Source organism: Pricia mediterranea, from assembly GCF_032248455.1.
Lineage (GTDB): Bacteria > Bacteroidota > Bacteroidia > Flavobacteriales > Flavobacteriaceae > Pricia > Pricia mediterranea.
This window is the reverse complement of record NZ_JAVTTP010000002.1, coordinates 87,461-108,857: the sequence shown is the minus strand read 5'-3', so window position 1 is coordinate 108,857 and position 21,397 is coordinate 87,461. Positions and strand designations below refer to the sequence as shown.

At 45.6% G+C, this 21,397-nt stretch carries 25 protein-coding genes; 14 read left to right on the top strand and 11 right to left on the bottom strand.

Features of this window, described 5'->3' with window-relative positions; genetic code table 11:
• The first annotated feature begins 5 nt into the window (after positions 1-5).
• The 8 genes from RQM65_RS18010 (at position 6) to RQM65_RS17975 (ending at position 8,261) form a co-directional block, all read left to right on the top strand.
• Positions 6-1,130, top strand: a complete 1,125-nt coding sequence (locus tag RQM65_RS18010) for an NAD(P)/FAD-dependent oxidoreductase (protein ID WP_314017007.1) — start codon at positions 6-8, stop codon at positions 1,128-1,130.
• On the top strand, positions 1,130-1,858 hold the full coding sequence (locus RQM65_RS18005) for a methyltransferase domain-containing protein (RefSeq protein ID WP_314017005.1): 729 nt from the start codon (positions 1,130-1,132) through the stop codon (positions 1,856-1,858). Before RQM65_RS18010 ends, RQM65_RS18005 begins: the two co-directional genes overlap by 1 nt.
• A complete protein-coding gene (locus RQM65_RS18000; RefSeq protein ID WP_314017004.1) occupies positions 1,851-2,906 on the top strand; it encodes a type III polyketide synthase in 1,056 nt (351 codons plus the stop codon). The genes RQM65_RS18005 and RQM65_RS18000 overlap by 8 nt, the downstream gene beginning before the upstream one ends.
• Before the next feature lie 65 nt (positions 2,907-2,971).
• Complete coding sequence (locus tag RQM65_RS17995; protein ID WP_314017002.1) at positions 2,972-3,874, top strand: SDR family oxidoreductase; 903 nt, start codon at positions 2,972-2,974, stop codon at positions 3,872-3,874.
• 160 nt (positions 3,875-4,034) lie between these two features.
• Positions 4,035-4,481, top strand: coding sequence for a 3-hydroxyacyl-ACP dehydratase FabZ family protein (locus RQM65_RS17990; RefSeq protein ID WP_314017000.1), 447 nt, complete (start codon positions 4,035-4,037; stop codon positions 4,479-4,481).
• Entirely contained in the window at positions 4,474-5,742 is a 1,269-nt protein-coding gene (locus tag RQM65_RS17985) for a beta-ketoacyl-[acyl-carrier-protein] synthase family protein (protein WP_314016998.1), read from the top strand. The genes RQM65_RS17990 and RQM65_RS17985 overlap by 8 nt, the downstream gene beginning before the upstream one ends.
• A gap of 50 nt (positions 5,743-5,792) precedes the next feature.
• Complete coding sequence (locus tag RQM65_RS17980) at positions 5,793-6,047, top strand: acyl carrier protein (RefSeq protein WP_314016996.1); 255 nt, start codon at positions 5,793-5,795, stop codon at positions 6,045-6,047.
• 246 nt (positions 6,048-6,293) lie between these two features.
• Complete coding sequence (locus tag RQM65_RS17975; protein ID WP_314016994.1) at positions 6,294-8,261, top strand: aconitate hydratase; 1,968 nt, start codon at positions 6,294-6,296, stop codon at positions 8,259-8,261.
• Positions 8,262-8,283: 22 nt separating this feature from the next.
• Here RQM65_RS17975 and RQM65_RS17970 read toward each other — a convergent pair whose 3' ends face one another.
• Together RQM65_RS17970 and RQM65_RS17965 are read right to left on the bottom strand one after the other, a co-directional pair.
• Positions 8,284-9,186, bottom strand: a complete 903-nt coding sequence (locus RQM65_RS17970; protein ID WP_314016992.1) for a mechanosensitive ion channel family protein — start codon at positions 9,184-9,186, stop codon at positions 8,284-8,286.
• 97 nt (positions 9,187-9,283) lie between these two features.
• Positions 9,284-10,243: a TerC family protein gene (locus RQM65_RS17965; RefSeq protein ID WP_314016990.1), complete on the bottom strand. Its 960-nt coding sequence runs from the start codon at positions 10,241-10,243 to the stop codon at positions 9,284-9,286.
• 200 nt (positions 10,244-10,443) lie between these two features.
• Here RQM65_RS17965 and RQM65_RS17960 point away from each other — a divergent pair, with 200 nt between their 5' ends.
• From RQM65_RS17960 to RQM65_RS17945, 4 genes are all read left to right on the top strand, one after another.
• Complete coding sequence (locus tag RQM65_RS17960; protein WP_314016988.1) at positions 10,444-11,067, top strand: nitroreductase family protein; 624 nt, start codon at positions 10,444-10,446, stop codon at positions 11,065-11,067.
• Between the two features lie 25 nt (positions 11,068-11,092).
• Positions 11,093-11,485 (top strand): hypothetical protein, encoded by a 393-nt coding sequence (locus tag RQM65_RS17955; RefSeq protein WP_314016986.1) that lies wholly within the window; start codon positions 11,093-11,095, stop codon positions 11,483-11,485.
• Positions 11,482-11,991, top strand: a complete 510-nt coding sequence (locus RQM65_RS17950) for a peroxiredoxin-like family protein (RefSeq protein WP_314016984.1) — start codon at positions 11,482-11,484, stop codon at positions 11,989-11,991. Before RQM65_RS17955 ends, RQM65_RS17950 begins: the two co-directional genes overlap by 4 nt.
• Before the next feature lie 93 nt (positions 11,992-12,084).
• A complete protein-coding gene (locus RQM65_RS17945; RefSeq protein WP_314016982.1) occupies positions 12,085-12,717 on the top strand; it encodes an NADPH-dependent F420 reductase in 633 nt (210 codons plus the stop codon).
• A 117-nt stretch (positions 12,718-12,834) separates the two neighbouring features.
• Here the strand turns inward: RQM65_RS17945 and hpf are convergent, their stop codons facing one another.
• A complete protein-coding gene (gene hpf, locus RQM65_RS17940; protein WP_314016981.1) occupies positions 12,835-13,137 on the bottom strand; it encodes a ribosome hibernation-promoting factor, HPF/YfiA family in 303 nt (100 codons plus the stop codon).
• Positions 13,138-13,380: 243 nt separating this feature from the next.
• Here hpf and RQM65_RS17935 point away from each other — a divergent pair, with 243 nt between their 5' ends.
• Entirely contained in the window at positions 13,381-13,758 is a 378-nt protein-coding gene (locus RQM65_RS17935; protein WP_314016980.1) for a hypothetical protein, read from the top strand.
• Positions 13,759-14,306: 548 nt separating this feature from the next.
• On the opposite strand, the gene RQM65_RS17930 is transcribed toward RQM65_RS17935, so the two are convergent.
• From RQM65_RS17930 to RQM65_RS17905, 7 genes are all read right to left on the bottom strand, one after another.
• The gene (locus RQM65_RS17930; protein WP_314016978.1) at positions 14,307-14,531 is read right to left on the bottom strand and encodes a type II toxin-antitoxin system RelE/ParE family toxin; all 225 of its coding nucleotides are present in this window, start codon (positions 14,529-14,531) and stop codon (positions 14,307-14,309) included.
• Complete coding sequence (locus tag RQM65_RS17925) at positions 14,518-14,775, bottom strand: type II toxin-antitoxin system ParD family antitoxin (RefSeq protein WP_314016977.1); 258 nt, start codon at positions 14,773-14,775, stop codon at positions 14,518-14,520. Before RQM65_RS17925 ends, RQM65_RS17930 begins: the two co-directional genes overlap by 14 nt.
• Positions 14,776-14,805: 30 nt before the next feature.
• A complete protein-coding gene (locus RQM65_RS18970; RefSeq protein ID WP_432279873.1) occupies positions 14,806-15,231 on the bottom strand; it encodes a DUF5675 family protein in 426 nt (141 codons plus the stop codon).
• 42 nt (positions 15,232-15,273) lie between these two features.
• Complete coding sequence (locus RQM65_RS17920) at positions 15,274-16,425, bottom strand: hypothetical protein (protein WP_314016976.1); 1,152 nt, start codon at positions 16,423-16,425, stop codon at positions 15,274-15,276.
• Positions 16,426-16,457: 32 nt separating this feature from the next.
• Positions 16,458-16,823: a hypothetical protein gene (locus RQM65_RS17915; protein ID WP_314016975.1), complete on the bottom strand. Its 366-nt coding sequence runs from the start codon at positions 16,821-16,823 to the stop codon at positions 16,458-16,460.
• Between the two features lie 568 nt (positions 16,824-17,391).
• Positions 17,392-18,438, bottom strand: a complete 1,047-nt coding sequence (locus RQM65_RS17910; RefSeq protein WP_314016973.1) for a leishmanolysin-related zinc metalloendopeptidase — start codon at positions 18,436-18,438, stop codon at positions 17,392-17,394.
• A 160-nt stretch (positions 18,439-18,598) separates the two neighbouring features.
• Entirely contained in the window at positions 18,599-19,558 is a 960-nt protein-coding gene (locus RQM65_RS17905) for an NAD-dependent epimerase/dehydratase family protein (protein ID WP_314016971.1), read from the bottom strand.
• Between the two features lie 64 nt (positions 19,559-19,622).
• Between RQM65_RS17905 and RQM65_RS17900 the strand changes: the two genes are divergently transcribed.
• The gene (locus tag RQM65_RS17900; protein ID WP_314016969.1) at positions 19,623-19,868 is read left to right on the top strand and encodes a hypothetical protein; all 246 of its coding nucleotides are present in this window, start codon (positions 19,623-19,625) and stop codon (positions 19,866-19,868) included.
• A 128-nt stretch (positions 19,869-19,996) separates the two neighbouring features.
• Here the strand turns inward: RQM65_RS17900 and RQM65_RS17895 are convergent, their stop codons facing one another.
• Positions 19,997-21,376, bottom strand: a complete 1,380-nt coding sequence (locus RQM65_RS17895) for a transglutaminase-like domain-containing protein (RefSeq protein WP_314016968.1) — start codon at positions 21,374-21,376, stop codon at positions 19,997-19,999.
• Positions 21,377-21,397: the final 21 nt, after the last annotated feature.

Here is a 21,397-nt window from a genome sequence, read left to right as displayed (position 1 = left end):
ACTGCATGCAGCATCGCGAAATTATAGTGGTAGGGGGCGGATTGGCCGGGTTGACCGCTGCTATCGATTTGAGCAGAAGGGGGCATCAGGTAACTATATTCGAAAGATATGGATATCCCCACCACAAGGTGTGCGGGGAATATGTTTCTAACGAAATAGTGCCCTATCTGCACGAATTGGGAATTTCGCTTGAAAACGCATCTGCCGTTGAAATAAAGCGTTTGCAGTTAAGTACGGTAGGTGGAAAAGGATTGGAGGCCCGTCTTCCTTTGGGAGGAAAGGGTATCAGCCGGTATGCCTTCGATGAGTTGCTCTATCGTCGTGCGGTAAAGCTCGGCGCCCAGTTTCTCTTTAAGAGTGTCGCGTCAATTTCCTATGTAGATACTGTTTTTGAGGTGGTTACGGAATCAGGCGAAACTTATACTTCAGATATAGCGATCGGGGCCTACGGCAAACGTGCGGCCCTGGATAAAGTCCTGAATCGGGATTTTATCGAAAAAAAATCCTCTTGGTTAGCGGTGAAATCCCATTATTCCTATGAGGATTTTCCAGATGATGTGGTGGCATTACACAATTTCAAGGGGGGATATGCCGGTCTCTCGCGAACGGAAAGCGGAGCGGTCAATTTCTGTTATCTCGCGTCGTATAGCAGTTTCAGACAAGAAAAAAGTATTGAAAGTTTTAATGTCAAGGTCGTGTCCCAAAATCCGTTTTTGGGGAAGTTCTTACAACATGCGACCCCGTTGTTCGACGCGCCCTTGACTATAGCCCAGATTTCTTTTCACCCCAAGCAAGCGGTGGAGCGGCACATTTTGATGTGCGGGGATACGGCGGGACTGATACATCCGCTTTGCGGGAACGGGATGGCCATGGCGATTCACAGCGCTAAAATCGCAGCGGAGTTGATCGATGGTTATTTAAGGGATAAACGTCGCAATCGTAGCTATCTCGAAAAGGAGTACCAAGCACAATGGAACAAGTATTTTCAGAGGCGGCTGTGGACGGGAAGACGTTTGCAATCTCTTTTACTGAATCCGCAGTTGTCCGCCATCGCTTTATCATGGATGGTCAAATCCCCTCGATTACTTCAAAAATTAATTGCCGGCACCCATGGCAAACCTATAAGCTGATGAGCGATTTTGTAAAACGGAACAGAGATCCGGAACTGATGGACGATGTGGGGATGGATTCCGACATCCTCAAGAAAGTACTGCACGACGTGGACCGGACCAATCGCCTATTGGGAGGCCATCAAATTACCTTGCGGGGAGTGGCGCAGTTGATACGCAAGCACCCCCAAGAATCATATACGATTGTGGACATGGGTTGCGGTAACGGCGGCATGCTGCGGGAAGTCGTGAAATTGGGCCGACGAATGGGCGTATCGATTGAGGCCATTGGTATCGATTTGAGCGAAAAGTGTCTGGCCATTGCGAGAAACGCTTCTTCCGGTTTTCCTGAAATACAGTTTATAAAGCAGGACATTTTACAGCTATCCCCCGAGGATCTGCATAGCGATATTGTGCTCTGTACCCTTACCATGCATCATTTCTTTGATGAAAACATCTCGGTTTTTCTAGATCGGTTTACCCAATTGGCACGTATAGGGGTCGTTATCAACGATTTGCAAAGAAGTCCGCTTGCCTACCATCTTTTTAGGGGCTTTAGTGCTATTTTTATACGAACAAAAATTGCGAAACACGACGGATTGATATCCATAAAAAGCGGGTTTACCAGAGCGGAGCTGCAGCGCTTTGCCGAGACTCTGCCTTCGGTGGACCACGATATAAAGTGGAAATGGGCCTTTCGCTATGTATGGGTCATGGATACCCAACGATTAAATGGAGCATATGAATGAAGTAAGGGTAACCACCGTGGCGAAACAGCTGCCGGAATATTGCAAGAATACAGAGGATATCATTCCCTTAGTAGAGCTTTGGCTGGCGGGTCGGGAGGAACGGTTCCGCCGAAAAGTAATTAAGATTTTCGAGGCGGCGGCAGTAGATCGGCGCTACAGTATAATGGAGCCGGAAGAGGTGTTTACGGCAACTTCCTTTGGGAAAAAGAACGATATTTATGTCCGTGAGGTGAAAAAACTGGGAAAAAGAGTGCTTGAAAAGGCCTTGGAGCGAGCATCGTGGTCTCCCGATTCTTTAGATTATATTATAACCGTTAGCTGCACCGGCATTATGATTCCCTCTTTAGATGCCTTTCTCATCAACGATCTGGGCCTAAGACAGGATGTCGTTCGTCTTCCCGTAACCGAAATGGGCTGCGCGGCAGGGGTATCGGGACTCATTTATGCGGAAAGCTTTTTGCGGAAGAATCCCGATAAACGGGCCGCTGTGGTAGCGGTCGAGAGTCCCACTGCCACTTTCCAGCTCGACGATTATTCCATGGCGAACATGGTCAGTGCGGCCATTTTCGGCGATGGTGCGGCTTGTGTACTGCTGTCCTCCGAAAAGGCGGCAGCGGGACCCAAAGTAGTAGGAGGGGAAATGTACCATTTTCCGGATGCCACCCGTATGATGGGTTTCGACTTGACGGATCACGGCCTCAAGATGATTTTGGATGTCGAGGTGCCCGAAACCATTGCCGCACATTTTCCTGATATCGTTCATCCTTTTTTGCGGAAGCACGGTACCTCGATCGAGGCGGTCGACCACTTGATCTTTCATCCCGGGGGGCGTAAGATCGTGCAGACCGTAGAGGAGCTGTTCGGAAAACTGGGCAAAAACATCGACGATACCCGTGAGGTGCTGCGCCAATTCGGGAATATGAGTAGCGCTACCGTCCTTTACGTACTGGAGCGTTTTATGGAAAAAGGAATCGGTAAAGGGGAACAGGGTTTGATCTTGAGTTTCGGGCCCGGGTTTTCGGCACAACGGGTGTTGTTGGAGTGGTGAATTTAGTTTTTGGGTTTATAAGTTTAGGCGTTTATTAGGATTCAAGGATAAGAACTTTAAATTTTATGACGGGGGATGCAAAAAAAGGATGGGCTTTGATTTTGGGTGGAAGCAGCGGGCTGGGGCTGGCGACGGCCAGAAAGCTGGCGCGTCACGGTTTTGACCTTGTCATCGTGCATCGAGACAGAAGGGCGGATATAAAGGAAATCCAGTCCCATTTCCAGAAAATCAGTTCCAACGGGATACAGTTGAAAAGTTATAATCTGGATGTCGCGAATGCGGAGAAGCGCAGTACTGCCATTGGGGAAATCAAATCGCTGTTAGAGGAGGGTCAAACCCTTAAGGTGCTTGTCCACAGTATCGCCAAGGGAAGTCTTAAACCGATGTTTTTTGAAGAACGAAGTCCTTCCGAAGAACGAAATCCCCTGGGAGACCAGAACCATTCGAAAGAACGGAAGCCGGCGGAAAGAAGAAACCTCTCGAGAAATTCAAACTGGCAGGGAGAACGCAGCCCCGTGCTGGATCATAGGGATTTCGAATTGACGTTGAACGCCATGGCCCTGAGCCTATATGATTGGACCAAAGAATTGGCAAATGAAGGCCTGTTCGACGCAGACGCCCGTATCATTTCCTTCACCAGCGAGGGCAGCAGTAAAGCCTGGCCCGGTTATGCCGCCGTATCCGCCGCGAAGGCTACCTTGGAGGCACTGACCCGGAATATCGCCTTGGAATTTGCGTCCATAGGCATTAAAGCCAATTGCATCCAGGCCGGAACCACCGATACCAAGGCCTTCCGTATGATTCCCGACCACGGGAGCATCAAGGAGAACGCCCTACAGCGCAATCCCAATAGCCGTTTAACCCTTCCCGAAGATATCGCCAATGCGGTGTACCTGCTCACCACCGAGGAAGCGCGATGGATAACGGGAACGGTGATCAAAGTCGATGGGGGGGAGAGCTTGAGGTAGGGAACTTAGGAATACAGGATAAAAACAAAAGAAGCAAGGACGGAAGGAGCAAAGCAAAAACAGAAGGGAACAGAGAACAGAAAGACAAGATATGGGAACGTAAGAAGTAATGAGTGATTAGTGATTAGTGATTAGTGATTAAAAAGGAACAAAAAATAGCATGAGCCCTGCACAGATCTTACAAAACCTCCCTTACAGTGAGCCATTCCTCTTTGTGGATGAATTGCTTGAAGTGGACGAAAGCGGGTGTAGAGGAACATTTACATTTGTGCGCGACCTGGATTTTTTTGGAGGACATTTCAAGGGTAATCCCGTTACCCCAGGTGCCATTCTTACGGAATGTTGTGCCCAGATCGGAGTGGTCTGCCTGGGTATCTATCTTTTGGGGGAGGAGGGTGCGGCCGAGGACGTCCACATCGGGATGAGCAGCGCCGATATGGAATTCCTGCTTCCTGTGCTTCCCGATGAAAAAGTTACCGTGACCTCCAAAAAAATATATTTCAGGTTCCAAAAACTGAAATCCGATGTAAAAATGTATAACGCCCAAGGACGGTTGATCTGTAAGGGTAAAATTGCGGGGATGATCAAAACCAGAAAACATGGCTGAGCGCGTGGTCATAACGGGATTAGGGGTCTGCGCCCCGAACGGCATCAGTCTCGAGGCCTTTGGGAATGCGATGGCGAACGGGGAAAGCGGCATCCGTTTTATACCAGAACTTGAAGAACTTCGTTTCGGATGTCAAATTGCGGGACGACCGGAAGTTACCGAAAATCATCTAAACCACCACTTTACATCCTTGCAGCGACGCGACCTAAATGCTACGGGCATCATCTACGGGGTGATAGCCGGTACCGACGCCTGGAACAATGCCGGCCTTCCCATAGCTTCCCCAGAGCTTCCGGATTGGGACAGTGGTATAGTATTCGGCGCAGGTACATTGGGGGTGGCCAAGTTTCGGGAAGCCGTACGATTGATCGATGCCCAAAACGTCCGACGCCTTGGAAGTACGGCGGTAATCCAGACCATGGCCAGCGGAATCAGTGCCTATCTGAACGGGGTGTTGGGATGTGGCAATCAAGTGACCACCAACTCCTCCGCCTGTACGACCGGTACCGAAGCGATCTTAATGGCCTATGACCGTATCGCCACCGGAAATGCCAAACGTATGCTTGCCGGTAGCTGCAGTGATAGCGGTCCCTACGTATGGGGAGGCTTTGACGCCCTCCGCATTCTGCCCCGAAACTATAACGACAGTCCGAATAAGGCCAGTCGGCCCATGAGCGCCTCCGCAGCGGGCTTTGTCCCGGGGAGCGGGGCGGGGGCATTGGTGCTCGAATCCCTGGTAAGTGCAGAGGAACGCGGAGCAAAAATATATGCGGAAGTACTGGGAGGGTCTATAAACAGTGGCGGACAGCGTGGTGACGGCTCGATGACCGCCCCCAACAGCCAAGCCGTACAACGCTGTATCGTCCAGGCAGTGCGGAATTCGGGCATTCGCAACTCCGATATCGATACCATCAACGGCCATTTGACCGCAACCGCAAAAGACGCCCTTGAAATCGAAAATTGGTGTGAGGCGTTGGGGCGGTCCGGAGAAGATTTTCCTCTAATCAATTCCTTTAAAGGCCAAATCGGACATTGCCTGTCAGCCGCTGGAAGCATTGAGTGCGTAGCGGCCCTTCTACAATTCGAAAAAAACTCTATTTTCGGCAACATCAATTGCGAAGACCTTCATCCGCAAATCGTGGAAAAAGTGGATGAGTCCAAAATCCCACAAAAAACTGTGGATTATGGCCCTAAAATTTTGGCGAAGTCCAGTTTCGGCTTCGGAGATGTCAATGCCTGTGTTATCTTTAAGGAGTATTAAGTACTGAGTATTTAGTATTAAATATTGGGAACAAGACAATGTTGAGAGATATGACCAAGAATGAACGCTATCAAAAGCTTAAGGATATTATCAAGATTTACCTTCCGGAAGACGTGACGGTGGACGATATTACCATGGAAAGTCATTTTATCGAGGAGTTGAACGTTAACTCCGCCAATCTGGTGGATATAGTTTTGGATGTCGAGGATGCGTTCGATATCATGCTCGAGAACGATGACATGGACCGAATGCAAACGGTGGGGGACGCCCTGCAGATCGTCGATGCCAAAATCAGCAAAAATTAGGGACGGAAAAATGTATTGCGGGCAGCATCCCCTTGTCATTTTGAACCTAAAAAATAGACCGATCGGTTTATTTTAAATTCAATTTTTCGTTTTGTAGCAAATTTCTTTTTGATACCGTCTATCCTATTCATTAAAATAGACTAGGTTCGAGGTTAGTCTTTAGGAATATGAGTATCTTGTTCCCGAACGCTGACCCCCGGGGCCGCGAGAGACCGGAAATCCAGAAAAAATCAAAATAATACCGATATGAAACCCATGAACGTCACCCAAAAACTGATCAGCTCCCATCTTATCGAAGGCGAAATGAAACCCGGTTCCGAAATCGGACTGAAAATAGATCAAGCTTTGCTACAGGATGCCACCGGCACCTTAGTCCAGCTGGAACTGGAAGCAATGGGACTCGATCAGGCGAAGACGGAAGTGGCGGTGCAGTATGTGGACCATAATCTGTTGCAGACGGATTTCAAGAATGCCGATGACCACCTGTTCCTGCATTCCGCCGCCCAAAAATTCGGCTTGTGGTTCAGTAGGCCCGGGAACGGAGTGAGCCACCCCATACATATGGAGCGTTTCGGAAAACCGGGTAAGACCCTCGTGGGGTCGGACAGCCATAGCTGTGCTGCAGGCTCCCTGGGAATGTTGGCCATCGGTACAGGCGGACTCGATGTGGCCGCCGCCATTGCGGGACAGCCCTATTTTGTGAAAATGCCGAAAGTGATGGGCGTGAAGCTGACGGGCAAACTGCCCGACTGGGTCAGCGCGAAAGATGTAATCCTCGAAATGCTGCGTCGCCACGATGTTAAGGGTGGGGTAGGTAAAATCATCGAATATCACGGGGACGGGCTGGAGCAGTTGAGCGCGATGGACCGGCACGTTATTGCCAACATGGGCGCGGAACTGGGCGCTACGACTACCGTTTTTCCCAGTGACGGGGAAACAAAACGCTTTTTAAAATCTCAGGGGAGGGAAGAAGATTGGCAGGAACTCAAGGCGGACGAAGGCGCAAGCTATGACCTAGAGGATGAAATTGTGCTCGATAACCTGGTACCCTTGATTGCCCTGCCCACAAGTCCCGGAAACGTGGTACCCGTTCGCGAGGTGGAAGGCAGGCCCATTAGTCAAGTGGTCATCGGCTCTTCCGCCAACCCGGGACTGCGGGACTTTTGGATAGCGGGGGCGATAGTGGAGGGGAAATCCACTGCCGAAGAGGTCTCCTTCGATATCAATCCCACTTCGCGACAGATCATACAGAACATGATCGAAAACAAGGCTTTTGGCAATTTGATTACCGCAGGGGCACGTTTTCACCAATCCGGATGCATGGGCTGCATCGGGATGGGCCAAGCCCCCGCGAGCAATACCATTAGCTTGAGGACCATGCCAAGGAACTTCCCCGATCGATCGGGCACTAAGGACGATCAGGTCTATTTATGCAGCCCCGAGACCGCAGCGGCCTCCGCATTGACCGGAAAGATCACGGATCCGCGTGACCTAGAGGAACTGTACGATATGAAATATCCGAAATTCGAGGCTCCCGAGCTGCATATCATTAACGAGGATATGTTGGTGGCACCCCCAAAAAATACGACAGCCCTGGAACTGAAGAAAGGACCCAATATCAAATCCCTTCCTGAAATGGAAGGCCTGAAGTCCGAATACGAAATCCCGGTTTTATTAAAGATGGGAGACAATATTTCCACCGACGAAATCATGAAGGCGGGGGCGGACGTTTTGCCTTTTCGCAGTAACGTTCCTAAAATCAGTGAATTTTCTTACGCAGTAATCGACGAAACCTTTTATAAGAGAGCCTTGGATGCCAAGGAAGAGTTCGGGGGCCACATTGTGATTGCCGGGGAGAACTATGCCCAGGGCAGCAGTAGGGAGCATGCCGCCATCGCGCCTAAATATCTGGGCCAAGTTGCCGTCATTGCTAAGGATTATGCCCGGATCGCCTGGCAGAACCTCGTGAACTTCGGTATTTTGCCCTTGGAATTCGAGAACGATGGGGACCTTGAAAAAATCGAACAGGGTGCACTGGTATCTTTTAAAAATCTAAAAAAAGATGTTCGGGAGAGAAACCCGATTCGGGTTCAGGTGAAAAACAAAAATGAAGATTTTGAAATTACCGTAAGCCACAGTCTAAGTGAACGGCAGATCGACCTACTGATGAAAGGCGGGGTGATCAACGACTTTCGAGAGAAGCTTGCGAGCTGATGGATATTGATATTGGCCGATTTTATTCCTTGTCCTCATCCGGTTTTGGCTGCAGGCGAACGGGAAATTCCGTTTCGCCACCGTACAGTTTGATTTCCTGTATATCGGCGGGCATGTAGTATCCGGCGTCCTCAAGGGCTTCCTTGACGCTTTTAACGACTATACCTTTTGTAATCAGGGCCATCCTCCGGAAATCCTTGGTATCTACCCAGAAAAATACTTTAAGATTTACGGTACTGGTGGCCAATTCGTCCTCAATAACAAAATTCTCGTGTTCTTCGTCCTCTATGACGCCCGGTGCTGTGCGTAGGGCTTCCAGTACGGTACGTTTTGCCCCTTCGATATTATCCTCATAAGCGATTCCGATTATGAAATCCCACCGGAAAAAGCCATCCTCCGTGTAGTTGGTCACGGGCGTGGTCAGCACATCACTATTGGGAATATAGACATCCTTTCCATCGAAGGTTTTCAGCTTGGTGTAGCGGAATTCCAAAGCTTTCACCTTTCCGAAGTTCTCCCCGATCATGACCGTATCGTTCACATCGAAAGGCCGGCTAAAGGCCAGGATGATACCCGATATAAAGTTTTCCCCGATATCCTTAAAAGCAAATCCAAGTACTACGGCACTGGCCCCTGCAGCGGTCAAAATTCCCGCTGCTACCGCCCCAAGACCGGCGGCATTAAGGGCGAGCATTATGGCAATGATAATCAAGGTGTATTTGATGGCCTTACCCAAAAAGCGGCTCATCAAGGGATCGTCGGTTTTTGCGGCCAGTCGCCTGCGCGCGAAAGCGCCCAACCAAGAACCGATCAACAAGCCCAAAATTATGATCAGAAGGCCCATCCCTATGCCGGGCAACTGCGCGATAAACCGCTCATAGAACAAGGCGAGGGAATCGGAAACCGTTATGTTGCTTTCTTGCATTCTAGCAGTATTATATGGAACAAACGAAATGTGCGACCGGATCGATCAAAGCCAACTGTACCGACCGCAATCGTAAAATTCGCCCAAATGAAATCTGCTATGGTCGGGGCGGTACTTCTCCCTTATCCTTCGAGATTAACAGGGAGGCCAAAATACCCGCAATCAAGGCAACCGCTATCACTGTTAAAGATACCCATTCAGGGAGATGTATATAATGTGAAAACAACATTTTAAGACCGACAAAGGCCAAAATGACAACAAGGCTATAATTGATGTAGCGAAATTTTTCCAGCATTCTTGAAATCAAAAAATACATGGACCGCAGGCCTAGAATTGCCAAAATGTTGGAACTAAAAACGATGAACGGGTCGGCGGTAATCGCCAAAATCGCCGGAATACTGTCCAACGCAAAGAGTATGTCTGTCAGTTCGATGACCATCAAGGCCACAAATAGGGGAGTGGCGGCGGTTACGCCCATACGCTTGATAAAAAAATCGTGTCCGTGTCTTTCGGAGGTGATGGGAACTATTTTTTTAAGCTGTTTGAACAACCATGAATTCTTTGGATCGGCCGCGTGGTCATCGGATTTCAGCATCCTAAAGGCGGTGATGAGCAGAAAGACCCCGAAAACGTAGATTATCCACTCAAACTTATTGATCAATGCCACCCCGAAAAGTATCATCAATCCCCTAAAAACGATAGCGCCCAAAATACCCCAGAACAAAACCCGATGCTGGTACAGAGCGGGAATTTTAAAGGAAGAAAATATCACCGCGATCACAAAAACGTTATCGATACTCAGGGAAAGCTCTATCAGATATCCAGTAATATACTTGAGTACGGCATTTTGAGGGGTAAGCTGTGTCGGATTATCGACCAGACCCTCAGAGAAAAGCCACCAAATGACCCCGCTAAAAGAAAGGGCGACGGTGACCCAAATGGCGGTCCATATACCCGCTTCCCTACTTTTTATAACATGATCATGTTTATGGAACACCCCCAGATCCAGTGCCAGAAAGAAAATGATTATGGTAATAAAGCCTGCCCAAATCCACATACGAATATAATTTTCAGCAGCGAATATAGTCAATTTCGAGATTTGGGTTGATGCAATCGCAGCGGGTTTAGTCCCAATTGAAAAGAATTGTTGCCGATGGAATTTCCCGAACTACGGATGCCATTAAAAAATACTTCTGTCGCGTCAAGCTATATCGGAACGAAGTCCTATTTTTAGCATCTAACATAAATTGAAACCAAATGAAGGACACCGAACACATGAACGAAGAGAGGCAATTGGCCCTGGATAAGATAGCGGACAACGACCATGAGATTTACGCGTTGCTAAAGCAGCGATACAGCCCACGTGTCTTCGCGGATACCAAGGTGACCGATAGCGACCTGAACCGGCTCTTCGAGGCCGTACGCTGGTCCGCCAGCTCATCGAATTTGCAGCCTTGGCGGTTTATCTATGCGAGAAACGGAACCGACAGTTTTGATAAAATTGTCAGTTGCCTGAGCGACTTCAATAAGAAATGGGCGCCCGAGGCCCCGGTACTGATGTTGACCGCGTATAAGGAGAAAACGGACGATGGGCGGGATAACTTTCACGCGCTACATGATTTAGGCCTTAGTCTTGGAAATATGACCGTACAGGCACAGTATATGAGCATTGCCCTACACCATATGGCGGGCGTGGATTGGAAAAAAGCACACGAAGTCTTTGATATCCCCGATGGATACCACATATCGACCGCCGTTGCGATCGGGTACTATGGAGGCCCTCTGGACGAACTTTCCGAAGAACTACGTGAACAGGAAACCGCGAAGCGAAAGCGAAATCCTCAAGGTGAATTTGCTTTTAAGGACGAGTGGGGCCAATAACGGAAACTTTAAATGTTAGAAAGATATGATTAGATACATCGGCATTCTAGTTATAGTATTCGCAAGCTTCGGAACCATTTATGGACAAGACCCCCTTTTGCAAGAAGGGAAAATCACCACGGAAGAGAAAGCACGGGAGCTGACGGAAAAGTATCAACCGGAACTGGTAATGACGGGGACCCAGACCCGTCTTTTCGAGCGAAAGCTCAGCGAATTTCTGATTCGGGCGGAAAAAATCAAGAAATTAGACATAACGACGGAGGACAAATTACATATGTTGCGTCAATTATCCGCTCAGGAAAATGAGGAAATGGCAAATATACTGACCCGACCCCAAGTGAAACGTTATGTGAAAATTAAAACTGAATTACAACCTGTAGCAATGGTGGTCGATTCCCTAAGCAAAAAAGAACCATGATAAAACCGAGACAAGAAGTACCTGACCTAAAACTGGAGCTAATCAACGACACACAATGGAACCTTGAGGCCCAGCAAGTCGAAAACTTCACTATGTTGGTTTTCTACCGAGGGTTACATTGCCCTGAGTGCAAAAAGCAGTTAGAGGCCCTGGCCAATAAACTGGAAGATTTTAGTGACCGTGGTGTCAACATAATCGCTGCAAGCTGCGATTCGGAGAAACTAGCCAAAAAAACCGCAGAAGAATGGGATATCACCGCATTGCCCGTGGGCTACGGACTATCCATTGAAGAAGCGAGGGAATGGGGTTTATTTATCTCCGAAGGAATAAAGGATGAAGAGCCGGAACAGTTCTCCGAACCCGGTCTGTTCCTAGTACGGCCCGATAAGACCCTCTACGCAGCATCCGTACAAACAATGCCTTTCGCCAGGCCTAAACTAGACGATTTGTTAAAGGCCATTGATTTCATCAAGAAAAAGGATTATCCGGCGAGGGGAGAAGCTTAGGGCAAGGGGGCCATGTACGACTAAAAAGAATTTAATTAAAATTGCGACGTGCACGTACGCGATTTACATAGCAACAATTTAAAATCATAACTTATGAAAATAGGAATTATAGGAAGCGGTGATATTGGTGGAACTTTAGGAAAGCACTGGGCCAAAGCCGGCCACGAAGTGCTGTTCAGTTCGCGACATCCCAATGAATTAAAAGGTCTGGTAAAAGAGAGTGGGGGAGACTCCAAGGCAGTCTCGGTGACCGAAGCCTTCGAGGCAAAGGCCGATGTATATCTTTTGGCGGTACCTTTCAAGGATATTGATAAAATTGCCGAGCTCTATGCGGGGGAATACGGTGGCAAGGTCATCATAGACGCTACGAATCCCTATCCCGAACGCGATGGGGAAATGGCACAGGATGTTCGGGACGACAATCGCAATGCCTCTGAATATACGGCTACGAAATTTATGACCGGATTGACCGCAAAGGCTTTTAATACCATTCACGCCAAGGATTTAAAAGAACGTGCTTTCGATTCTCAGGACCCCATGGCCGTACCCTTCGCGGCACAAGATGCTAAAAGTAAATCCGTAACGGAACAGCTAATCAGCGATATCGGGTTCATACCCATTTATGTAGGGGATTTGGCCGCAACCAAGGCTATGGAAGTCGATGAAAAAGTTTATGGGGTAAGTACCGACCAACAGGAATTACGCTCGATGTTGAACATTCCCTAATTTACTGATATTCAAAAGGAAGGCAAACGCTTGTAATTATTAAAAACAGAAAAAATCCGTTTTCATTTTAAAATGAAAACGGATTTTTTTCCACATTTTCCCCTCTAAGGACGTTCGTTAGTGGGATTTCATTTTTTCCTTTTTCTTCTTCAATTGACGGTCCAAGTCATTTACCGCCTCTTTGATGGAAGCTTCGAAGCTATCGTGGCTAGCTTCCGCAAAAAGTCTTGGTCCCGGGGCACTGACACGAATGTTACAGATCATTCCCGTATCATCGGAAGAAGTATTCTCCGTTTTAAAGAAGACATCGGCACGTACCATAAAGTCGTACTTATCTACCAATTTATTAATTTTTTGGGTGGCCAGTTCTTCCAATCGGTCACTGGCATTGACGTTGTCGTATTCAAAATTTATTTCCATGCGTGTAAATTACAGTTAAGTTTCAAATAGCAAGTGTCTAAAAACATAATTTTTTGACTTAGAGCATGGAGTAGTTGTTGATAAAAATTGTATAAGAATACAAAACGTACTGTTAAAGTAGGAAAAACCTAATTTTTAGACATCTACCGGACCGTTTTTTTCCGTAACTTTATTGGAGGCCATAGGCTTTGGCTTATAGATCCCCGGCATTCAAGAAATTTCGAACCACCTAAATCCGTCCCTATGGAAGCAGTAAAACCACAACGATTTGGTATCGGTGAAACAGATAAAAATGTTTTGGTTCAACGTTTGGAGCTCGTTCAGAAAGATCTTAAACGGCTTCGTGTCCATTTGAGCTCATACCGATGTGAGCCGACCACGTACAGCCTGTTTGAAAGAATCGAATTCCTTCGAAAGGGACTGGACAACTTAAGCCAGAAGAATTCCGAAACGATATATATGCTTAAGGAAAAAAAGAAAATGGTCGACGATTATTTTGATGAATATATGGAACGCGCCAAGCAACAGCTGTCCGAATTCAACAAACTTCAAAACAGTGTTGACGAGTATGTTGTTCGTGTTCTGGGAACAAGAAGTGATAAAGACGAAATTCCCATATAAGTATCAAGCCCGAACCGATTCTTTTATCTAAATAGATTTGCTAGTTAGGTCGACTCGTTTTGCGATTAGATAAAGGGCTTATTACGAATTGCCGGAATTGCGAGATCGTCCTTTGAGAGAGGGGCAAGTCTTAAACCTTAGGATACAAATCCATTTCGCCAAAACTTATTTTCTATTTGACATAATGTAAATTATAGTACAGTTATGAGCATAGGTATTTGTTATTCACCATCTTACCTGTAAGCTATAATTATATTATGTCAAATATCCCTGACCTTTGTAGTTTTTATGGGAATTATCAACGGGGTCATCGGCATTTTTAATTTACGTTTCTTGAACCTTTCTACTCAAAACAGAATTTATTCTAAGCTGGGAAATCCAAGACTTCCCGTATACGAGAATCCTCGCAACGCTGTATCTATAATTAGCCGTTATGTAAAATTGCCATAAGGTATAGGTGATTTCGGTGTATTCCTAACCCTTTTGCAGGTTACTCTCATAGTCAATGCGTTGGCTTAAAACTCTAAGAACAAAAGTTCCGCTTGCCGCTAGTAAGTAAAATATGGTGTGCGCCATATAGAGAATCTTTTCAAATCTTCAATAAACTCCGAGGCATCACGACCTAAATTCACATTTTCAACAAGTGTTTCAAACACTTCGTGCATAGCATAAAAGTAGTTTTGTGCTTGCGATAGCCCAAACTTGTAAATACCAAACCCATACATTGCTGCCAAATCTATTTCGGCTTTTCTAGAAAGTCTATAGACTGCCATCTTCCCGCATACGTGCTTCGACTTCTTTCATGATATCAGGCAACGATTTATTGCTTACACTGCTTTCAAGACCCTCAACAAGTTTTGTTTTTAGCGAAATAAACTTGGCATTGTTAGCTTGGTCCAGACGTACAAGATTTCTTAGATATTCGCTGTCATTTGTGAATTCCCCTACTTCGATTCGCGCTTTTATCCATTTATTCTGCTGTTCGGTAAAAGTTACCGTTTTTCGAACTGTTGCCATAAAACCAATACTTAAATTATCATAAGATTTTTATACTACCGAATTCACCACATGTAATCTAGATATGTGTAGGCCATTTAAAACATGGTGGAATCTTCTCATTGTATTTCTACTGTTGGAAATATCAATTAAACCATCGTTATCAAGAAATACCCTGTTGCTACCTAACGCAATACAACCATTTAATTGTCTTACAAAATTCGCAGCGTGAAATTTACATTCTCTTCTATTGGGCACGTTATAAATTTCCCATAAATGCGTTTGGAACCTAGGGGACCATTCTAACCTTAAATCATACTTACCGGCCGGTATACATGAGATGTTCCTAACATTGTTTAGCCAACCTCTTTCTAGACTTTGAGATGTGAAAACGATTTTATTTTCCGCATTTCTAACCACACAAATACCTAAGCATTGATTGCGATTTATTAAATCTCTAATTACGAATACGGTCATACTGTATTAATTTAGAAAGTTAACCATAGTGGGCGGCATTGCTTAAAATTTACTAATAAAACCATCTATTTGTGAAGTAAGTTTTCCGCCAATAGAGTTTTCAGAGAGACCCAAGAAAACACCCACCAAAAATGCTAGATTTCGATAGTCAATATTTAACAGATTGCTTGTGTCAAAGAACTCACCAATCTTAATATTTACAAAATTTGTTAGGAACATAAAGTAAAAGCATATCGAAATCAGCAAAACGATTATCAGTCGTATCAAGGGGCCACTCTTGTTGTCGCTGAGAATTCTTAAGTCGCTAAAGACAATTTCTTTTTTTCGAATCGCAAACGAAAGCCATGCGCCTATAGAGGCACCAATTAGTATGAACAATCCATTGTTAAATAATACAGGGTCGATCATTGAGGTAATGTTGAAAGTTACCCATCTAAAATTCTGTAGGACAAGTATAAGTAGGCAACTGCCAATAACCACAAGCGAATAAATACCTAAAGCCTTAAGAAAAGAATGTTTGAGCTCGTCTCCTTTTCGTAAAACAAGCTCATTCCTGAACTGCTCCAATTGCAATATTGCCAATTCTAAGAAGGTAGAAGTACCCCCAACCCTAGCTATGCCAGCTAGAGAACGCATTAATGATTCTCGTGCTTTTCCTCCATAAATCTCATTGACCGTATTCTGCACCTTGTCCAAATCCGCAACAAAAAGTGAAAGTTCGGAAGGCCACGCTTGCTTCGGTTTCTTAAAGCGAATATTTATATCGTCCATGGTGTCATTAAGTTCAGCGGTGAAATAAATAACATTCAATGGTGCAGTGGGTGGGCGGAGCGGTGGTTCTGTATCCTCTGGTGGCGTTGATGTCGAATCAGTGGAGTTATTGCCTTTAGGAGGCGGAAAATCGATACTTTCAGTTAATATTTCACTATCAACAGCATGTTCATCCGTTTCGAGTAGATTACGATGGATAGCTTTCCAATCTTCGGAAGTCAAATCCATGTTTTTTATATACGATATACTCATTCTTTCATAGAGCTTCCTATCATTTAATAAGGTATTTAGTCTTTTGTAATCTGGGACATCATTTGAAAAGAGTTGCAAAAAGCTTTTTTGCAACTCATTGAGTTCTTCGGGAACAACCGTTTTTAACGCTTCTATAAACTGAACGATATGAGTTTGATTTTTGGTTTCCATGATTGAAGATTTAAACGCAATCGGCCCTTTGACTAAGTGTTATCTTTATCGCTAGACTTGGTAGATTGACTCGGAAACCAATCGTCGGAATCGATATCAATAGAACCGAGATAAGGTTTGTTCAATCCACCCGATTCCGTAAAATTAGAGATAGTTCCAAGAGTTTTTTGCCAATCTTTTTCATCAAGATCAATAGTGACTTCATGACCTGGAAAGTCCAAATTAATGCCTTTGTACAGGGCTTTCTTATCTATAATTCCTTCAATATTTTCTCCGGCATCCAAGTTCTTTGACATCACATTGGACATAAATTCATTTTGTTCTTTAGTCCGTTGTTTTTCAGGAATGCCATAAATTTCCTTTAAAATTCTCAAAAGATGCTTCTCAAGTTTTTTCATGGTTGTCCTTACTTTAGGTTCACATTACACCTTGGATTGCAGATCACATATGCGTATTTATCTCAGACGGGTAGTATATGCTTTTTCCAGATATCCAAGACCAAATAAGATAAGCTAACGTTATTAATCAGCTCAAAAGTTTTTAGATGAAGCTTTTCTAACTTCTCTTGACAATGAATAGGACAGTTTTAACCATACCAAATAAATAAATTTGAATAATTAAATACATGATATGCCCATTACCGCGTGTTTTCATGTTTAATTAAAGGGGGGAAGAAATAAAAAAAGGAAGTACTTTTTATAATACTTATAAATATACAAAAAATTAACAAGAATAAAAGCACCTATTCTGGCAACAAGTTAAAATTTGTAGTAAAATATCATTCTAGAAACATCACACTCCCCTCCCACCGTCTACTCGCATTTAGATTTTCCCTTACCTCGTGAGAAGAATCTATTTGAGATTCATTAAAATGAATAGGCTTGTAACACAGCATAACGCACGGTTACAAGCCTTTACTAACATTAATTCTCTCTCTCCCTTTAAAAGTAAAAGGACTATTTTTTGTTATTTCTTACCCTTTTTCTTCATATTCACAAAACCTACTGGCTGTAGCAATTCTTCCATTTTTGCAATATGCAGCCCCTCCCTGGAACCTGAAGATTTAGCTGCAACACCTTGTGTTCCCTTAGGTAAATCGTATGATTCGCCAACAGAAGCCGAACCATAACCTAAATCTTTCATGGACCCGGCGGTAATTCTACTTAAAGGATTTTCACCCAAGTTCAAAAAACCGGTCATCAGCTCATTGTTAAGTGCTTCCTCGTCCCAATGGCCAAATCTAGTTCCTGGGCCGAAATCACCTTCAATTGGCAATTCTAGAGTTCCGCCTTCGGCATTCCAGAAAACATTGGCTTTTCTCCCTAAGAAATATGGGTTATCATCTGAACCGCCTCGTAGTGTTCGGTCAAAACCGAAAGGCGCAACGTTCCAAAGTGTACCTATACCCAAAACGTGACCCATCTCATGAACTATTACCTCCTCGAACAGATTCAATTCTTCTAAAAAATCTAAGTCGGCTACATCAAAAAACATAATCCCGGACAAGGTTAGAAAATCATCGGTACGAACAAATTGCGGCCCGGCTTGACCAAGAATATTTCCAGGACCATCAATCGGGGCCAAGGCCACCTCGATAATGATGTCATCAACAGTTCCTTCGTCCACAAGAGGTGGAAATCCTTCAAAGGCCGAAGGAAGCGTGCCTGTAAAAGATGGCTCATCTTTGATAATGATTCGTTCCCATCGTGCGGCGGCTGCCTCGAAAACCTCTTGCTGTCGTGGGGTCGGGGGTAAAAGGTAGCTCAAGGTAATATTGAAGCGACCACGATCTACTCCTGGTGCTTGGGTTGTTTTTAATGCATCAGTTCCTAAATCATCTATAATAATCGGCTCCGCAGGTGGAGTTTTTAAGGCTATCGTAAGGTCTTGTGAATCAGCTAGCGGTTGCATATCCGTCGATATCGCTTCCTCAGAGCAAGAGGTTAAGAGCAAGGTGCTGAAAACTAATCCACAACCAATTAGCCGTAGGGAGCTTTGTAATGTGTTCCTCATAATAGTAAAGTTTAAATAGTTAAAAATTGAGCCGAACTAACAACTCCTTTCCTTTCCTGTTAAAATTAGCACAATAAAACAGAAATGGCAATGTCACGCAACAATTTCAACGCTATAATCTCATTCTTCTGTTTTACAGCTTTTTCGTGGTTCACTAAAATTATAAAGTAACATCCCCCCAAGCATCATCCAACATTTGCTCCAATCCGTATTTCGGCTGCCATCCCAATAAAAATTTTGCTTTGCTATTATCAAGCCAAGTGGAATGGTAGTCCGTTGCCGCCTTTACCGATTTGACCTTTTGGGTGTCTAGAAGATAATCGGCAGCCTTGCCATAATCAAAGGGGCGGTCCATGGCTATATTGAAGGTCTGCTGTTTTGCCTTCTTATGGTCTAAAGCGATAATCATGGCGGACACCAGGTCGTTGAGATGCACCATATTCCTTTTCATAGGGTTTCCATTGGCATCGAGCATGAGGGGGATTTTGTTCTCTTTTTGATATTCCAATGCGGTTTGGGCGTCGACCATTTTATACCATTCGGGTACGCCGAATACCTCTTTTTCGAAGCTTAGGTGCCGCCTTAAATCATCCCCTTGCATGATCCAAGGGGCGCGAAGGCAGGTACCATCAAGATCGTATTGCACGAAGTACTGACGTAGCATGGTTTCCTCAAGTACTTTAGATAAGGCATAGCATCCGGGATAAGCTGTAAAGTCCTGCTCTTCGGTAATAGGATTTTTGTGGGGATAAAAATAGTGCCCCACGCTGGCATCTCCACCGATCAATATAAAGCGTTTAAAACTACCGGATTTCCTACAACTTTCCAGTAACCAGAACAATCCCTTTATGGCCACATCCATAATGGTCTCAGCATCCTCTTTGGGGGTTGCCAAGTGAATTACATGGGTGATATCCTTCACTGCCTTTTGCACCGTAGTATGGTCGGATATTGAACCATGCATAACCTCCAAACGGTCATTGGGGGTTAAACTGCGCTTATGGCAGAGCGCTCTTAGGGTTCCTTTTTGATTTGGGTCGGCCAGAAATGCCTCAGTGAAGGCATGGCCTACTTTTCCGGTGGCTCCGGTAACCAAGATCTTTTTTTCGATTGTCTTCATAGATACGTAGATCTGGACTTAATTAAATTTAATATCTTTACAAACACTAAAACCACAAACTATTATGAAAATTTTGAAAAACTTTAGACATTTTGCCCTGATGATGCTCTTATTCAGCTTTGTTGCGGCAGGAACATTAAGCTCTTGCAGAGATCAAAAAAAGGAAACAACGACCGAAGAAGCGGGAGCGCCTGAAAGCGACGAACACCCAACGGAAGCTGCTGCCGATGAAGAGCATCCTACGGAAGATGCGGGTGGCGAAGAACATCCTACCGACGATTCTTCCGATGAAGAGCATCCCAATAATTAAAGAATAATGTCATCGTGTCCGTCCGATTTTTTGTCGGACAACTGACTTTCCTGATTAAAGCATATCCCGAGCATCGATTTTCGATGTCTCGGGATTTTAAATCTGCAAATATTTACTGGAGGCAAACCTTACTTGAGACTTGCCATTTCTTTGGCGGGCCGGCCCTCGGTACGCCGCTCAAAGGAGAAAAAGGTTTCGGGGAAGGCAGGGGCACCCCCTACTTCCATTACGGGATAAGCCAAAAAGTTGATGGGTCCCGATTGCGGACCGGGTTCAATTTGTAGGTCCCGACCACGGGTGAACTCGATACGGTTCGCCGGATGCCGCCCAAAGTAATAGGTGGCCAACGCACTGTATTTGTTCGCCTCGCTGATATCGACCGGCCACCATTTTCCCTCGGCGTAGAATTCGGCCCAGCAATGATACCCATCGATACCTCCTTCATCGCGGTTCGAGGGAATCGAGGCCCCTACGGCAAATCGCGAAGGTATATTTGCCGACCTGGCCAAGGAGATAAAAAGGGAATGAAACTCGGTGCAATTGCCGGTCAGCGCGTCACAGGCATAGACCGCGTCGCCGGTGCCGTACGTGCCTGCCTTGATGTACTTCATATTGTCGATGACATAGTCGTACAGCGCCCGGGCCTGCATAATAGTGCTCTCGCTGTTTTTTAGCCCTATAATGGAATCTGCCAACACTTTGAACCGGTCACCAACGGGCATCAGCAGACTGGCATTGAGATATCTTGTGGGCGATGCATTTTCTTCGTAAGGCTCTTTCTCCTTCCTTTCGACGTCGTAGGTCAGCACGATTTTTTTTCCGCTATCCGCCGGGGAAGGCTCCATATATAATATCGTATTGCCATATTCCTCATCCTTGAGCATCCGATGCTCTACCGGAGCGGTTAAGGAGGACATGGATACCGTCTGAAAACGATCACTTTGGGGCACGGGAATCCATAATTTTGCGGATTCCTTTATTTCGGGCAAGGTGACTTCGTAGCGAAAGTCAAAACTATCGCTTCCCTCGATGACCCCAACCAAATCCCGGGAAGCTCCTTGTATGGGCACGCGGTACCAGGTTTTGTCCTTGCGCTTTTTCCAACTGTAATAGGGCTTGCCGTTAAGCTTGTGCAGGGTTGTTTCCGTAACCTTCATGTTGCCCGGATCGCCTTCCAGAAAAAAATCCACGTCGTACACATCGCCACTTACATCCGCAAGGTCCACACAGGCAAAATGCCGCCGGGGACCTAAATTGGACAGGTATTCGGTGTGAACGCGCACCAGCTGCAGCCGTAAATCTTTTTCTTCCGTTTTTAATTGGAAGTAGCCGTCCCCCTCTTCGACCTTTTCCGCGATATCGGCTTTGATCCCCGCTTCGATATCGGCGGTCACTACATTGGGAACCTTCTGGTCCACCATTGTTTTGTCGACGGGCTTTTTCTTGGTGTTCGTATTGCAGGCTACCGTAAGGGAAAGCGCAAGAAATAGGAGGATGTGTATTTTCATAGTTTGGAACGGTCAACTTTT

Bases quoted from the DNA above. Each gene is read 5' to 3' on its own strand.
- RQM65_RS18010 (WP_314017007.1), top strand. From the start codon at position 6: ATGCAGCATCGCGAAATTATAGTGGTAGGGGGCGGATTGGCCGGGTTG.
- RQM65_RS18005 (WP_314017005.1), top strand. From the start codon at position 1,130: ATGAGCGATTTTGTAAAACGGAACAGAGATCCGGAACTGATGGACGAT.
- RQM65_RS18000 (WP_314017004.1), top strand. From the start codon at position 1,851: ATGAATGAAGTAAGGGTAACCACCGTGGCGAAACAGCTGCCGGAATAT.
- RQM65_RS17995 (WP_314017002.1), top strand. From the start codon at position 2,972: ATGACGGGGGATGCAAAAAAAGGATGGGCTTTGATTTTGGGTGGAAGC.
- RQM65_RS17990 (WP_314017000.1), top strand. From the start codon at position 4,035: ATGAGCCCTGCACAGATCTTACAAAACCTCCCTTACAGTGAGCCATTC.
- RQM65_RS17985 (WP_314016998.1), top strand. From the start codon at position 4,474: ATGGCTGAGCGCGTGGTCATAACGGGATTAGGGGTCTGCGCCCCGAAC.
- RQM65_RS17980 (WP_314016996.1), top strand. From the start codon at position 5,793: ATGACCAAGAATGAACGCTATCAAAAGCTTAAGGATATTATCAAGATT.
- RQM65_RS17975 (WP_314016994.1), top strand. From the start codon at position 6,294: ATGAAACCCATGAACGTCACCCAAAAACTGATCAGCTCCCATCTTATC.
- RQM65_RS17970 (WP_314016992.1), bottom strand. From the start codon at position 9,186: ATGCAAGAAAGCAACATAACGGTTTCCGATTCCCTCGCCTTGTTCTAT.
- RQM65_RS17965 (WP_314016990.1), bottom strand. From the start codon at position 10,243: ATGTGGATTTGGGCAGGCTTTATTACCATAATCATTTTCTTTCTGGCA.
- RQM65_RS17960 (WP_314016988.1), top strand. From the start codon at position 10,444: ATGAAGGACACCGAACACATGAACGAAGAGAGGCAATTGGCCCTGGAT.
- RQM65_RS17955 (WP_314016986.1), top strand. From the start codon at position 11,093: ATGATTAGATACATCGGCATTCTAGTTATAGTATTCGCAAGCTTCGGA.
- RQM65_RS17950 (WP_314016984.1), top strand. From the start codon at position 11,482: ATGATAAAACCGAGACAAGAAGTACCTGACCTAAAACTGGAGCTAATC.
- RQM65_RS17945 (WP_314016982.1), top strand. From the start codon at position 12,085: ATGAAAATAGGAATTATAGGAAGCGGTGATATTGGTGGAACTTTAGGA.
- hpf (WP_314016981.1), bottom strand. From the start codon at position 13,137: ATGGAAATAAATTTTGAATACGACAACGTCAATGCCAGTGACCGATTG.
- RQM65_RS17935 (WP_314016980.1), top strand. From the start codon at position 13,381: ATGGAAGCAGTAAAACCACAACGATTTGGTATCGGTGAAACAGATAAA.
- RQM65_RS17930 (WP_314016978.1), bottom strand. From the start codon at position 14,531: ATGGCAGTCTATAGACTTTCTAGAAAAGCCGAAATAGATTTGGCAGCA.
- RQM65_RS17925 (WP_314016977.1), bottom strand. From the start codon at position 14,775: ATGGCAACAGTTCGAAAAACGGTAACTTTTACCGAACAGCAGAATAAA.
- RQM65_RS18970 (WP_432279873.1), bottom strand. From the start codon at position 15,231: ATGACCGTATTCGTAATTAGAGATTTAATAAATCGCAATCAATGCTTA.
- RQM65_RS17920 (WP_314016976.1), bottom strand. From the start codon at position 16,425: ATGGAAACCAAAAATCAAACTCATATCGTTCAGTTTATAGAAGCGTTA.
- RQM65_RS17915 (WP_314016975.1), bottom strand. From the start codon at position 16,823: ATGAAAAAACTTGAGAAGCATCTTTTGAGAATTTTAAAGGAAATTTAT.
- RQM65_RS17910 (WP_314016973.1), bottom strand. From the start codon at position 18,438: ATGAGGAACACATTACAAAGCTCCCTACGGCTAATTGGTTGTGGATTA.
- RQM65_RS17905 (WP_314016971.1), bottom strand. From the start codon at position 19,558: ATGAAGACAATCGAAAAAAAGATCTTGGTTACCGGAGCCACCGGAAAA.
- RQM65_RS17900 (WP_314016969.1), top strand. From the start codon at position 19,623: ATGAAAATTTTGAAAAACTTTAGACATTTTGCCCTGATGATGCTCTTA.
- RQM65_RS17895 (WP_314016968.1), bottom strand. From the start codon at position 21,376: ATGAAAATACACATCCTCCTATTTCTTGCGCTTTCCCTTACGGTAGCC.